Here is a 13,861-nt window from a genome sequence, read left to right as displayed (position 1 = left end):
GGAGAAAATATGAAAAAATTAGCTTTAAGTTTAGCATTTTGTTTATACGCTAGTGCGGAGATTTTAAGAGTAGGGATTACTCCATATCCAAATGCTACTATTTTAGAAAATGTAAAAGATGATTTAAAAGAGCTTGGATATGAGTTAAAAGTTGTAGAATTTAATGATTATATTCTACCAAATCTTGCATTAAATGATGGGGAATTGGACGCTAATATGTATCAACATAAGCCTTTTTTAGAAGACTTTAACGAGAGTAAAGGCACTGATTTAGTAGCGGTTGCTAATGTGTTTTTACCTCCAATGGCAGCATATTCAAAAAAGGTAAAAGATATTAAAGAATTAAAAAATAATGCTTTAGTATATATCCCAAATGACCCAACAAATGAAAGTAGGGCTTTAGACATACTTGAAGCAGCTGGACTTATTAAGACAAATAAGGAAGTAAAATTTAGAAGCGTTATTGATATTACGGAAAATCCTTTAAATCTTGATATAAAAGAGTTAGAAGCTGCACAGGTTCCAAGAGTTTTAGATGAGTGTGATTTGGCTGTAATTAATACAAATTACGCATTAGCAGCGAAGTTAAATCCTACAAAGGATTCTATAATATTAGAAGATTTAAATAGCCCTTATGTAAATGTTATTGCTGTTAAAAAAGGCAATGAAAATAATGAAGGGGTAAAAGCTTTAATAAAAGTTATAAAAACAGAAAAAATTAAGAAAATACTTGAAGAGCAATTTAAAGGTGCTATAATCCCAGCATTTTGATGATTAGGAATTTGCTTTTGGCAAATTCCTTTTTTTTTATTTCTTTAAAATTTAAGGAGAAGTGTTGAGATTTATTCTACTATTTTTATTATCATTTAGCTTGTTTGCTAAGGAAATTACTTTCAAAGATGTAACAGGAAACGAAATTACTTTAAATACTCCAGTAAATAGAATAGCTTTAGGTTTTTACTATACAGATTTTTTAGCAGTTGGTGGAGAAAAATCATTTGATAAAGTTGTTGGTTTTTCAAAAGCAGTTTGGAGTGAGTGGAGTCCAATTTCTTGGCAAATGTATTTAGATGTAATGCCTAATTTAGACAAAATTGCTGATTTTGGTGAAGCAGAATCAGGCACATTGTCAATTGAAAAAATATTAGAATTAGAACCTGATGTATTAGTTTTAGCTAAATGGCAATATGATACATTAAAAGATACTTTAAATCCAATTAAACTAGCAAATATCCCAATAATAGTAGTAGATTATCACGAAGGAAAATTACAAAACCACGAGATAAGCACGAAAATTTTTGGAATTTTAACCAACCAAGAAAAAAGAGCTGAAGAAATTATGAATGATTATAAAAGTCGTTTAGAATTAATTCAGACAAGAACTAAAGATATTAAAAATAAAGTAAAAGTTTATATAGAATACGGAATTAATGGCCCTAGTGATAATGGAGTTACATATTCACATTATATGTGGGGAAGTTTGATTGATAAAGCAAATGCTAAGAGTATTGCTGATGGATTTATTAAGACTTGGGGAGCTATTAATCCTGAAGAAATCATAGTTCAAGACCCTGAAGTAATTATTATAGCAGGTCGTGAAAGCGAGCTTAAGAAAAATAAAACTTCAATGGTAATGGGTAATAATATAAGTTTTGATGAAGCAAATAATAGATTAAGAGGATTTTCTAATAGAACTACTTGGCAAGATTTAAACGCAGTAAAAAATCATAGAATTTATGGTGGTTATCATAGTATGCTAAGGACTTTAGGGGATATTTTTATGTTAGAATTTGTAGCAAAAGCTGCTTACCCTGAGTTGTTTAGCGATATTAATCCAAGTGATGATTATATTAATTATCATAAGAAATATTTGCCAATTATTCCTGATGGAACTTTTATGTTAAAGCTTGATGATGAGAAATTTTAATAGAGAAATTCTTTCATATAAAGCAATTGTTTATAAGAGATTGGGATTTTTACTAATCTCTTTTTTATTAGCATTAGTATTTTTTATACTAGATATTTCTACAGGACCAGCTCAACTTGATTTAATTATTGTATGTAAAGCTTTATTATCTAAAGCACTTGATATAGATATACAAAAGAATTTCGTTAATATTGTTTATAATTTAAGATTGCCTATGGCATTAATGGCACTTGTTGTTGGAGCTTCATTAGGACTTGGCGGAGCTTTAATGCAAACTATTTTAAATAATTCTTTAGCTAGTCCATATACTTTAGGTCTTAGTGCTGCAGCTGGATTTGGAGCTTCATTAGTGATTGCATTTAATATAAGTTTTATAAGTTCTTTTATTAGCATTCCATTAGGAGCATTTTGTGCTAGTTTGTTAAGCTCTGCAATATTATTTATGTTTGCTAAAAATAACAAATATAACACTCAAAGTTTAGTTTTAGTTGGTATTGCTTTATTGTTTTTATTTCAGTCTTTTTTATCTTTAGTGCAATTTTTATCAAGTCCTGAAGTATCTCAACAAATATTATTTTGGTTATTTGGAAGTTTGCAAAAAGCTAATTATATGAATATTTTAATAGTATTTTTGGTTACTTTATTTTGCTATTTAATTTTATTAAAAGACAATTGGGCTTTAAGTGTATTTAGACTTGGGGAGAAAAATGCTAAAGTTTTAGGGGTTAATTTAGTATATTTAAGAATTAAAGTTTTATTATGTGTTTCTTTTGTTAGTTCTGTCGCTATTTCTTTTGTGGGTGTTATAGGTTTTATAGGTCTTGTTGCACCACATATTGCAAGGCTTATTATAGGAGAAGACCAAAGATTTTTCTTACCAGCTTCAATGATAATAGGAGCTTTGTTTTTAAGCTTAGCTTCTAGTGTTTCAAAATTGATAATTCCTGGTAGTTTATTTCCTATAGGAATAGTAACTTCTTTTATTGGTGTTCCTTTTTTCTTTTTTATTATATTAAGGAATAAAAATGCTTAAAATTAATAATCTAAATATAAAAAAAGGAAATAAGACTATTTTAAATAATATAAACCTAGAATTTAAATCAGGTAAAATTTATGCTATTTTAGGTGCTAATGGTGTAGGTAAAAGCACATTATTAGATGCTATTTTTCAACTTGATAAAAAACATAATATGACTTATCGTAATATTAATTCAGATAATCTTAAAAAATGGCAAAGCAATATAGGTTATATGTTGCAAAGTTTTCATACTCATACAAACCTTAGTGCTTTAGAAGTAGTTTTACTAGGTGCTTATAATGAATTAGGTTTAAAAGTAAGTGATGAAATTTTAAATAAAGCAGTTAATGTTTTAAAGGAATTTAAGATTTCACATCTTGCTAATATTAATATTAAAGATTTATCTGGTGGTCAAAGACAAATGATAGCTTTTGCTCAAGTTTTGCTTAAAAACCCAAGTATTTTATTACTTGATGAGCCTGTAAGTGCATTAGATATTAAACACCAATGTATTTTATTAGAAGCTTTAAAAAAGATTACAATTGAAAATGATTTAATAAGCATAGTTGTTTTACATGATTTAAATTTAGCGAGTTTATATTGTGATGAAGCAATTTTTTTACATAACAACAAGGTTTATAAAAATGGAAAGATTAACGATGTTATTACACTTGATTTAATACGAGAAATTTATGAAATCAAGGCAAATTTAAGTATAGTTGAAAACAAGAAATTTATTCAAATATTAGGTTCATTAAACAAGGAAAATTATGACAACTCAAATCAAGCAGTTAATATCTAGACTGATTAATTTTTATGATTATATTTATTTAATCATACTTTTGGCGACAATTTTACATGTGTCCTTTTTGTTTATATTTTATTATATGAAAATATATGAGCTATTTTATGTAAATATAGTTTCAACCTTAATTTATGTATTAATAATTACAAATTTTAGTAGCGATAAAATAAAAATTTATTATGCTGTTGTATATTTTGAAGTTTTAATCCATCAGCTAATCGCAATTTATTACTTAGGTAGTGCTAGTGGATTTGACTTGTTATTATGTTGTTTGATACTTGTGCAATTTTTATTTTTTAAGAAAAGCACCTGTTTTGTATCAACAATTTTAATTATTTTTTTAATTTATCTTAGTTATTTTCAAGCAGATTCTATTGTGCTACATAGTGATAAATTTTTTGAAATTAACGAATATAAAAATGCAAATATTGTTCTTTATCCAATCAATTTAGCTGTTTTATTGGTATTTTTAGTGGTTTATGGTGTATTGGTAACTGTTATTCCTAGTAAAAAAATTAACGATTTAGCTCAAATTGTATATAAAGATTTTTTAACAGGTTTATATAATAGAAAATATATGGAAGATGTTGTGTTATCAAAATATAACAAACAAAGAATTTTAATTGCGGTATGTGATATTGATAATTTTAAACATATAAATGATACTTATGGTCACCAAACCGGAGATATTGTGCTAAAAATGTTGGCTATAGTTTTGATAAATAAGTATAAAAAATATTCTGATTTTAATATTAATATTTGTAGATGGGGTGGGGAAGAATTTTTAATCATTGCAGATATTGATAATAAAAAAGATGCTGAAATATTTTTAAATGACATTAGAGAAGAAGTGTTTAAATTAAAGATAAGTGATTTGCAAGAAACAATAAGTATTACAATAGGTGGATATATAGCTAATTTTAATCAAAAAGATTATAAGCAACTATTTGAAATCGCTGATAAGAATTTGTATCTTGGCAAGAATACGGGTAAAAATAAATGCGTAGTGAGTGTTGAAGAATAATAAAATTATGTAAGTTTTGCCTAGTTTTATCTAGTGAGCTTTAATTATTAGAATTAAAAAACCAATAAAATATAATACTTTATTGGTTTTCAATAATTCTTGTTATATCATTAAATGTAGCAAATATCATTAAAGAAAATAATAAAAACATTCCGATATAACTAAGTGTAATAAATACTTTTTGGTTTACTTCCCTTTTAAAAACTAACTCATATAAATTAAAAACTATATGCCCGCCATCAAGCACAGGAATAGGTAAAAGGTTTAAAATCCCAAGATTAATTGATAGTAAAGCCGTGATTATTAGCAGTTTTGAAATTCCAAGTGTAGTAGCCATTGTGGTTGTGTCGGCTATGCTTATAATTCCACCTATATTTTTAGGGCTAACTTCAGCTAATATTAATTTTTTAAGACCTTCAAGGATTAAAAAAGCCCCATCTAAACTCTCTTTAAAAGCCCAAGCAAACACACTAAAATCTCTATGATATTCTATAAAAGTCTCATTTTTAGGCACAATTCCTAATAGTGGTTTTGTGATGATTTCTCCGAAAATATTTTGAGTTTTGCCTTCGTAAGTTTTAATATCAAGTTCTAAAATTTCATTATTTCTTAATACTTTTACATTAATACTACTATCATTTACGAGTGGTTTTATATCGTAAAAATTATTAATTTTAGTGCCATTGATTTTTAGTATTTTATCATTTACTTTTAGTTTTGTATCAGCATATTCGCTAAGCGCACCAATAGTCGGACTAAGCCTTTCAACTCCTATAAAACCTAAACTTATATAGATTAAAAATGCTAAAAGTAGGTTAAAAAATGGACCTGCAAAAAGAATTAAAATCTTTTTAAATGGGTGTAATACCGAATAGCTATCATAATCATAATTTTTAAGAGTAGGGTCGCTATCATCTTGACCTTTCATCTTGACATATCCACCTAAAAATACGCTTGATATTTGATAATCAGTGCCTTTATAATGCTTCACATAAATTGGCTTTCCAAACCCTATGCTAAATGTTAAAACTCTAACTTTAAAGTATTTTGCAGCTAAAAAATGCCCTAATTCATGAAAAAATATCAAAAAAGAAAGTATTAAAATAGTGCCTAAAAAACTAGCCCCATAATGCCAAAAGCAAAAAGCTAAAACAATAAAAGTGAGAATTATATTCTTCATTTTTTTGCCTTAGCGTATTCTATTACATAAATAGCCCCAGAATAAATAGTAAAGAAAAAGCATAGATAAAATAAAATATCTTTTCCCCACCAATCCATTAGTAAAAATCCAATTGCTAACATTTGAAATGTTGTTTTGATTTTACCACTCATATTTGCAGCGATTTTAAGCCCATCAGCTACTATCATAACTCTTAAACCAGTTATAAAAAACTCACGAACTAATATAAAATAAACTAGAATTTCATTAACCCTTCCCATCATCATAAGCCCTAAAAATGCTGCTAAAGTAAGCATTTTATCAGCCAAAGGGTCTAAAATCTCTCCTAAAATTGTTTTTTGATTCCAAGACCTTGCAATATATCCATCAAAAAAATCAGTTATAGAAGCAATAGTAAAAATAAGAGCTGCTAAATAATTTATCCAAGAAATATGTATGTTGTGAGTATTAACCAACACATTTGAATGCGTTAATAATATAAATAAAATTGGTGCTAGGACTATCCTAGCACTAGCCAAAAGATTAGGTAAATTCATCACTTGAATGTTGTTCCACCATCTACAATAAATGTATGTCCTGTAACCCAACTAGCTTTATCGGTGCATAAGAATAAACAAGCACCTGCTAAATCTTCAGGTTGCCCCATACGATTTAATGGGCTTAAATTCATTGTAGCTTGTTTTACTTCTTCATAATTAGTAAATGCTTTTAGAGCATCAGTATCAATTGGACCACCACTTACAACATTTACACGGATATTTTTCTCGCCTAATTCAGTTGCTGCATATCTAGCCATTGCTTCAACAGCTGCTTTAGCAGTTCCATGACCTGCATAGTTTTCAATATGAACTAAATTCCCTGTGCTAGAAATTGAAATAATACTTCCGCCGCCAACTTTTTCCATTCTCTTAGCTGCTTCTTGAGCACCACAAACAAAAGCATTAACGGTAGCTGTAAAGATATTATTAATTCCGCGAGGTTTAAGTTTCATAAACTTAGTATATCCACCTACAACTGCACGACCTGTAATAATTGCATTTGAGATAAAGAAATCAACTCTATCAAAATCTTCATCAATTTTTAAAAATAAATCTTTATAAGTTTCAGGCTCAAGTATATCAAATGGATAGCATTTAGCTTTAACTTTGTAAGTTTTTTCAATATCAGCAACGATTTCTTGTGCGATTTGTTCGTTTGAATTATAAGTAAATGCAACATTACAACCTGCTTTTGCAAATTCATACACAATAGCCTTACCTATACCACGAGTTCCACCGCTTATTACTAATACTTTATCTTTAAAATTAATCTCTTGCATTAAAATCCTTTTATATCATAATTTTTCATAACTTCTTCTATTCTTTTTAGATTTTCTTTACTAGGAGCGCAAAGTGGCAAACGATATTCAAGACTAGGAAGTAATCCTGCTATAAACATTGCTGCTTTTATTGGAATTGGGTTGCTCTCACAAAATAAAATCTTATTTATATTATAAAGTTTATCGTTAATAGATTTTGCATTTTTATAGTTTTCTTTTAAAGCTTCGTGAGTTAAATTAGCAATTTCATTTGGTAAAAGATTTGAAGTAACGCTAATCACACCACTACCACCATTGCTTAAAATAGGATAATTTATACTATCTTCTCCACTTACAAGTCTTAGTTTTGGCTCGTTTGCTAATAAATCTACGCATTTATCTATATTTCCACTTGCTTCTTTTACTCCGTAAATATTAGGACAATTTCTAAAAAGTTCAATTATAGTTTGACTAGCTATTTCACAACCTGTTCTTCCTGGAACATTATAAAGCATAATAGGAATATCAATTGATTTAGCAATAGCTTCATAGTGTTTATATAATCCACTTTGCATAGGTTTATTATAATATGGAGTAATGCTTAAAATCCCATCAGCTCCACACTCTTGAGCAAATTTTGCTAAAGATATTGCTTCGTGAGTTGCGTTTGAACCTGCACCTGCTAAAACCTTAGTATTTGTTCCTTTACAAACACTTACTGCGATTTCTATACATCTTTTATGCTCTTCGTGAGTTAAAGTTGGGCTTTCTCCTGTGGTTCCAACAGGAACTACGGCATCAATTCCATTTGCTATTTGTCTTTTAACTAGCTTTTCATAACTAAGTTCATCAATTTTATCATTTTTAAATGGTGTTATTAAAGCTGTCATTGCACCTATTATTTCTTTTTTCATACTTTCTCCTTTAAAATTATTTGAGTTAAATTGTCATCTTTTAGATATTTTTTAAAAACTTGGTTTAAAATTTTATAATCTAATTCTTTTGAAGTTAGAGAATTTAAAAATACATTTACATCTCCAAAACATTCAAATTTACCAATTCCACTCGCTAAAGCACTTGGGTTGGATTTTACTTGATTTATGCTTAATTCTAATTGATTATAAATTGTTCTTGTATCAAATTTATTAAATTTTGTTTGATTAATTAATTTTTTTAGTTGCTTTATTGCTGATTTTGTATTTACTAAATCATTACAAACTCCAAAAATTATAAATAAATTTTCATTCTTAGAGCTTTGTGCGTAAAAGTCCAAATCAGCACATAGATTATACTCATTTATCATTTTATTTTTTATAATTGAGTTTTTATCAAGATTTAAAAATATTGAAATAGCCTTTAAATACTCAAAATCTTCGTGATTAAATGCAGGTATTTTATAAGCACAAGCAAAAATATTAGAATTTAGATTAGGAAAACTAAGTTCTATTTCTTTTAGACCTGTTCTATCTGGTTCATATACTTTATTTTGTGTGATTTTTTTTGCTGATTTTTTACTAAAAATCTCTTCGCACATACCAAAAATATCAATATTAGCTAAATCTCCGCTAATTACTATACAAGCATTATTTGGTGCATAGAATTTAGTATAAAATTCTTTTACAATTTTAGGTGTAAGATTTGCTATATCATCAGCAAATCCAATCGGCGTCCAATGATAACTAGTCTTTATAAAAGCGTAATTATAAATAGCATTATATAAATACCCAAAAGCATCATTTCCTACTCTTAATCTCTCTTCTTCAAGGACTACATCTCTTTCTTTATAAAATTCATCTTTATTAAACAATAACTCACTCATCATACTAGAATATAATTCCAAAACCCTTTTAATATGAATATTTGCGACATTTACATAATATTGAGTGTAATCAAAACTAGTGCAAGCATTATTTACTCCACCTAATGCTTTTATTATCTCATCAAATTCTCCAGCCTTATGAGTTTTTGTGCTTTTAAAAGATAAGTGTTCTAGCAAATGTGCTATACCGCTTTTGCCTAATTCTTCATAACTTGAGCCTACTTTATAAAAGATATTTACACTAGCTACACCTGAATTATCATTTAGATTTACAGCATAAATTTTTAAGCCATTTTTTAATACTTTACTTTCTATATTCATTTTATCTCTTTTAACATTCTTCAAATTTTTCTTTTAATTTTTTATAAAATTCATTATTTTCTAAGCTTTTATCGTTTCCAAATCCCACCATTTTAGAATTATCTAAAATCAAAATATTATCAGCAATTGCAATAGAATTTAATCTATGTGCTATTAGAATAATTATCTTATCTTGCTTAATATTTACTAAGCTTTTTGATATTAAATTCTGACTTTCATTATCTAAAGCACTTGTTGCTTCATCAAAAATTATTATTTCAGGATTTTTATAAAACGCTCTTGCAAGTGCTAGGCGTTGTCTTTGACCGCCGCTAAAATTATTACCTTTTTCACTTAGTTTAGTGTAAATTCCATCAGGCATAGCACTTATAAAATCATAAGCATTTGCAAGTTTTAAGGCATTAATCACTCTTTCTTCATCAAATTCATTTGCATAAGCAATATTATTTGCAATAGTATCGCTAAATAAATAAATATTTTGTGTAACTATTGCTATTTTTTCTCTTAAGCTATCTAGTGAATAGTTTTTATAATTGTTATTATTTATTTTAATTTCTCCAGAATTTAGCTCATAAAATCTTAAAATAGTATTTACTAAAGAGCTTTTTCCACTACCACTTCTTCCTATAATTGCGGTGATTTCGCCTTTTTTAAACTCTATACTAACATTATCTAAAGCTAATTTATTATCGTATTTTAAACTAGCATTTTGTAATTTTAGGCTTTTAATTTCTTGATTTAAATTCTCATCTCCGCCTTTAATATCAGGCTCAAGGTCAAGCAAATAAAAAGTCCTTGTGCTAGCTGCTAGGTTTGTTTGAAGACTTGCATAAAGACTTGTAATTCTTTTAACAGGAGTATATATCAAAAATAAAGCCGTTAAAAATGAGAAAAAATTGCCTATTTGCATAGAGCCATTTATAACTTCCATTCCACCTATTATTATAGTTGCCGATACGCCTAAAGCACCAAAAGTTTCCATAATAGGGCTTGTAAAGGCATTTATTTTAGTTCCACGATAGATTAATTTTGCTACATTTTCATTGCTATTTTTGTATTTTTCTAGTTCTAATTTTTCAGCATTTGATGATTTAACTAGCTCAATATTGCCTAAAATCTCATTTAGTCTTGAAGTAAGCTCGGCATAATTTTGTTGTGTTGCTATTCCTATGCTTTTTAGTTTTTTTATGAAATATCTAATAGGAAGCATAGCAGCAGGTAAGATAATAAATGCAAAAAAAGCTAATTTTGGGCTTTGAGAAATCACTACATAAAGTAAGCCTAAGGTTGTAATTATTTCTCTTGTAATATCAGGAATGAAATTAGTAAGCACATTTTGAAGACTTCCAATATCATTTAAAGAGCGTGATATTAGCTCTCCACTAGGGTGTTTTTGAAAGAATTTCATATCCATTACTATGATTTTTTTTAGGATTTTTTGTCTTAGTCTTTTTGTAATTTCTATACCTATAAAACCCATATTAATTGTTTGCATATAAAGACCTAAATTCTTTATAAAATATAAAGCAAACACACCTAAAGGTAAGATATATAATAATGTTACATCTTTTTCTACAAAGATTTTATTTAAAATCGGTTCAATAATCTTAGCACTACCAGCAGTTCCAGCTGAAGCTAAAATCATACCTATTATTGCTAGAAAAAATCTTATTTTATAATCTTTAAAATAGTGCTTAAACCTTTTTAATACATAAGATAATTTTAATTGGGATACATTTTGATTTTCTATTTCTTTTAAATTCATAAAATCTCCCAATCAACACCATTAGCACTATCTTGAATGCTTACGCCTAAATTACTTAATTCATTTCTAATACTATCGGCTTTTGCGTAATCTTTATTTTTTTTAGCTTCATTTCTTTCATCAATTAATTTTAGAATTTGAATACGGAATTTCTCATCACAATTTTGTAAATATTCATTAGGATTAATTACTCCAACTCCTAATAATTCAACAATAGCTAAAAACTCATTTTTAAGCTCATCATTAGCTTTTATAGTATTTGCATAATTTACCCATTCATCTACAATTGCAAGTGCTTTTGAAGTATTTAAATCATCGCTTAAAGCTTCAACTAATTTTGCTTTTAGCTCACTATTAGGTGCTATTGTTTTTAAATCTAGTTCATTTAAATTAAGCTTTTTTTTCACTCTAAATATTTTATCAAGGCGTTTTTTAGAAGCTTTTAAATCAGTAATTGTGTAATTAAAATCTTGTCTATAATGAGTGCTTAGTAAATAAAATCTAAGTGTTTCTCCGCTAAATTCTTTTAAAGCGTCTTTTACAAAAAAGCTATTATTTAGACTTTTACTCATTTTTTCGTTATTAATATTTACAAAGCCATTATGTAGCCAAAAAGTAGCTAGTTCGTTTTTAGTTGCTAAGCGACATTGACAAGCTTCGTTTTCGTGATGTGGAAACAACAAATCAGCCCCACCACAATGAATGTGTAATTTAGGAAAAATATCTAAAATCATACAAACACATTCAGTATGCCAACCAGGACGACCTGTGCCAAAACTTGCTTTATAATAATTCTCATCAAATTTCCATAATACAAAATCACTTGCATTCTTTTTATCTACTTCATTTTCAAGTCTTGAGATAGTATCATCTTGAGGTTTGTTTGAAATACTTAAATAAAGTTTATCTAAACTTGTATTTAAATATATTCCATCATCTAATCTATAAGCATATTTTAATTCAAGCAATTTTTCAATAAAACTAATCATTTGATTAATATATTCAGTTGCTCTTGGGCTAATATCAGGCTCTAAAACATTTAAAGCTTTCATATCAGCTTCATAACTTTTAATATAAGTTTCACTAATTTCAGCTAGACTTTTGCCACTTTCATTCATTTTTTTGATTAATTTATCATCAATATCTGTGTAATTTTTTGCTAATTTCACTTCAAAACCATTTGCTTTAATTACTCTTTTTAATAAATCAAAACTTATGCTTGACCTTGCATGACCTAAATGTGCGTCATCATAAACGGTTGGACCGCAAACATATATATTTATACATTCATTTTTATATGTAAATTCTTCTTTTTTTCTAGTTTGTGAGTTAAAAAATTGCATTTAAAAATCCTTTTAAATATATTAAAACATAAGCAAATATTACACTAATAAAGATAATTCCTAAGCAAACGCTAGGTCTTAAAATACTAAAAAATCTAGCATAAGAAAACACAAAAAGATAAGCAAGTAGTATAAACCAAGCAGAAATATTAGCACTTATACAAAAGGCTAAAATACCAAAATCTTTTATAAAACATAAACTTGCAATTATACTTATAAAACAAGACATTATTGAAATCTTAGCAGCAATTGAGTGTAAATAATTTGCATTTATCCAAGCTAAAAATAATTTTGAAATTCCAAGTGGAACTATACATAATATATAAAGTCTTAAGACTTTAGCACATTCAAGTGTGTTTTCATTTGTAAATGCTCCACGCTCAAATAAGAGTTTAATTATCTCTTCGCTTAAAATATAGCCTGTTAATGCAGCAAGTATTAATAAAAGTAGCATTAATTCAAATATTTTTTGAATACTTAAAATAGCATTTTGAATTTTTCCTTGTTTAATATAAGCAATTAAGCTTGGGAAAAATACTTGAGTAAAAGCAATAGCAATTAAGGCTAGTGGGAGTTGATAAAGTCTAGTTGAATAATTAAGATATGAAATACTTGCGTGAGCTAATGAGCTAGCTAGAGCAATTTCAACTAGTGAGTTTAATTGCGAACTTGATGAGCCAATTAAAGATGAGCTAAAATTTTTAAAAAAGCCTTTAAGAGAAGTTTTTTTATTTTTATGATTTAAATTCTTTACATAAATTATCATAGAATGAAAGATTTTATTATCTTTTAAAGCAATCATTAAAATAATTACTTGAATAAAAGCACTTATTAAAATAAAATAAGTAATCATTTTAAGCAATTGTAATTTTTCTAAATCTTTAAATATTAAAAGAGCAGCTACACAGGCAAAATTAAAAATAGAAGCGCTTATGCTAGTTATAAAAAATCTACCTTTATAATTAAGTAAAGACGCAAAAAACGAAGCACAAAAAATAATCACTAAATACCAAATATTAAGCCCGATTAAAGGTGCTGATATTTTTTTTATCTCATCATCAAAACCATAGGCTATTAGATTAGTAAAGATATTAGAAAACATAAAAACAATTAAGGCTATTAAACTAAGTATAGCTATAAAAATTATAAGTATCTTTACACAAAATTCGCCTTTACGATTAGTTTTGGCTAGATTTGGTAAAAAGCTTTGATTAAATGTGCCTTCGGTAAATAAGGTTCTAAAAACACTCGGAAGCTTTATCATTATAAAAAATATATCAGAATAAATACTAGCCCCTAAAAATCTAGCTAGTAAAAAATCTCTACAAAAGCCACTTATTCTTGATATTAAAATACCAAAAA

General features: G+C 27.3%; 13 protein-coding genes. 5 read left to right on the top strand and 8 right to left on the bottom strand.

Annotated elements, in window-relative coordinates; translation table 11 throughout:
- The first annotated feature begins 9 nt into the window (after positions 1-9).
- From KJQ99_RS02275 to KJQ99_RS02255, 5 genes are all read left to right on the top strand, one after another.
- Positions 10-771 (top strand): MetQ/NlpA family ABC transporter substrate-binding protein, encoded by a 762-nt coding sequence (locus tag KJQ99_RS02275; protein ID WP_214117741.1) that lies wholly within the window; start codon positions 10-12, stop codon positions 769-771.
- 64 nt (positions 772-835) lie between these two features.
- Positions 836-1,927, top strand: a complete 1,092-nt coding sequence (locus KJQ99_RS02270) for an ABC transporter substrate-binding protein (RefSeq protein ID WP_250325151.1) — start codon at positions 836-838, stop codon at positions 1,925-1,927.
- Positions 1,914-2,960 (top strand): FecCD family ABC transporter permease, encoded by a 1,047-nt coding sequence (locus tag KJQ99_RS02265; protein ID WP_250325657.1) that lies wholly within the window; start codon positions 1,914-1,916, stop codon positions 2,958-2,960. The genes KJQ99_RS02270 and KJQ99_RS02265 overlap by 14 nt, the downstream gene beginning before the upstream one ends.
- Complete coding sequence (locus tag KJQ99_RS02260) at positions 2,953-3,747, top strand: ABC transporter ATP-binding protein (protein WP_214149870.1); 795 nt, start codon at positions 2,953-2,955, stop codon at positions 3,745-3,747. The genes KJQ99_RS02265 and KJQ99_RS02260 overlap by 8 nt, the downstream gene beginning before the upstream one ends.
- An 85-nt stretch (positions 3,748-3,832) precedes the next feature.
- The gene (locus KJQ99_RS02255; RefSeq protein WP_214142811.1) at positions 3,833-4,774 is read left to right on the top strand and encodes a GGDEF domain-containing protein; all 942 of its coding nucleotides are present in this window, start codon (positions 3,833-3,835) and stop codon (positions 4,772-4,774) included.
- A 79-nt stretch (positions 4,775-4,853) separates the two neighbouring features.
- Here KJQ99_RS02255 and KJQ99_RS02250 read toward each other — a convergent pair whose 3' ends face one another.
- From KJQ99_RS02250 to murJ, 8 genes are all read right to left on the bottom strand, one after another.
- A complete protein-coding gene (locus KJQ99_RS02250) occupies positions 4,854-5,954 on the bottom strand; it encodes a M50 family metallopeptidase (RefSeq protein ID WP_214117736.1) in 1,101 nt (366 codons plus the stop codon).
- Positions 5,951-6,490 (bottom strand): CDP-diacylglycerol--glycerol-3-phosphate 3-phosphatidyltransferase, encoded by a 540-nt coding sequence (pgsA, locus tag KJQ99_RS02245; protein WP_214117756.1) that lies wholly within the window; start codon positions 6,488-6,490, stop codon positions 5,951-5,953. Before pgsA ends, KJQ99_RS02250 begins: the two co-directional genes overlap by 4 nt.
- Entirely contained in the window at positions 6,490-7,272 is a 783-nt protein-coding gene (locus KJQ99_RS02240; protein WP_214117735.1) for an enoyl-ACP reductase, read from the bottom strand. The genes pgsA and KJQ99_RS02240 overlap by 1 nt, the downstream gene beginning before the upstream one ends.
- Positions 7,272-8,165 (bottom strand): 4-hydroxy-tetrahydrodipicolinate synthase, encoded by an 894-nt coding sequence (gene dapA, locus KJQ99_RS02235; protein ID WP_214117734.1) that lies wholly within the window; start codon positions 8,163-8,165, stop codon positions 7,272-7,274. The genes KJQ99_RS02240 and dapA overlap by 1 nt, the downstream gene beginning before the upstream one ends.
- Positions 8,162-9,391: a M16 family metallopeptidase gene (locus KJQ99_RS02230; RefSeq protein ID WP_214149869.1), complete on the bottom strand. Its 1,230-nt coding sequence runs from the start codon at positions 9,389-9,391 to the stop codon at positions 8,162-8,164. The genes dapA and KJQ99_RS02230 overlap by 4 nt, the downstream gene beginning before the upstream one ends.
- Before the next feature lie 10 nt (positions 9,392-9,401).
- On the bottom strand, positions 9,402-11,156 hold the full coding sequence (locus KJQ99_RS02225) for an ABC transporter ATP-binding protein (RefSeq protein WP_214117732.1): 1,755 nt from the start codon (positions 11,154-11,156) through the stop codon (positions 9,402-9,404).
- Positions 11,153-12,499 (bottom strand): cysteine--tRNA ligase, encoded by a 1,347-nt coding sequence (gene cysS, locus KJQ99_RS02220; RefSeq protein WP_214117731.1) that lies wholly within the window; start codon positions 12,497-12,499, stop codon positions 11,153-11,155. The genes KJQ99_RS02225 and cysS overlap by 4 nt, the downstream gene beginning before the upstream one ends.
- On the bottom strand, positions 12,486-13,861 hold a 1,376-nt coding region (gene murJ / locus KJQ99_RS02215; RefSeq protein ID WP_214149868.1), incomplete at its 5' end, for a murein biosynthesis integral membrane protein MurJ. The genes cysS and murJ, both read right to left, overlap by 14 nt.

Source organism: Campylobacter sp. 2018MI13, assembly GCF_018501135.1.
Classification (GTDB): Bacteria; Campylobacterota; Campylobacteria; order Campylobacterales; family Campylobacteraceae; genus Campylobacter_E.
Note: the sequence above shows the minus strand (reverse complement) of the source record. Positions and strands in the feature narration are given on the sequence as shown.

Excerpts from the sequence above, each read along its gene's own strand:
- KJQ99_RS02265 (WP_250325657.1), top strand. The coding sequence starts at position 1,914 with ATGAGAAATTTTAATAGAGAAATTCTTTCATATAAAGCAATTGTTTAT.
- KJQ99_RS02260 (WP_214149870.1), top strand. The coding sequence starts at position 2,953 with ATGCTTAAAATTAATAATCTAAATATAAAAAAAGGAAATAAGACTATT.
- dapA (WP_214117734.1), bottom strand. The coding sequence starts at position 8,165 with ATGAAAAAAGAAATAATAGGTGCAATGACAGCTTTAATAACACCATTT.
- pgsA (WP_214117756.1), bottom strand. The coding sequence starts at position 6,490 with ATGAATTTACCTAATCTTTTGGCTAGTGCTAGGATAGTCCTAGCACCA.
- KJQ99_RS02230 (WP_214149869.1), bottom strand. The coding sequence starts at position 9,391 with ATGAATATAGAAAGTAAAGTATTAAAAAATGGCTTAAAAATTTATGCT.
- KJQ99_RS02225 (WP_214117732.1), bottom strand. The coding sequence starts at position 11,156 with ATGAATTTAAAAGAAATAGAAAATCAAAATGTATCCCAATTAAAATTA.
- KJQ99_RS02275 (WP_214117741.1), top strand. The coding sequence starts at position 10 with ATGAAAAAATTAGCTTTAAGTTTAGCATTTTGTTTATACGCTAGTGCG.
- KJQ99_RS02250 (WP_214117736.1), bottom strand. The coding sequence starts at position 5,954 with ATGAAGAATATAATTCTCACTTTTATTGTTTTAGCTTTTTGCTTTTGG.
- KJQ99_RS02255 (WP_214142811.1), top strand. The coding sequence starts at position 3,833 with ATGAAAATATATGAGCTATTTTATGTAAATATAGTTTCAACCTTAATT.
- cysS (WP_214117731.1), bottom strand. The coding sequence starts at position 12,499 with ATGCAATTTTTTAACTCACAAACTAGAAAAAAAGAAGAATTTACATAT.
- KJQ99_RS02240 (WP_214117735.1), bottom strand. The coding sequence starts at position 7,272 with ATGCAAGAGATTAATTTTAAAGATAAAGTATTAGTAATAAGCGGTGGA.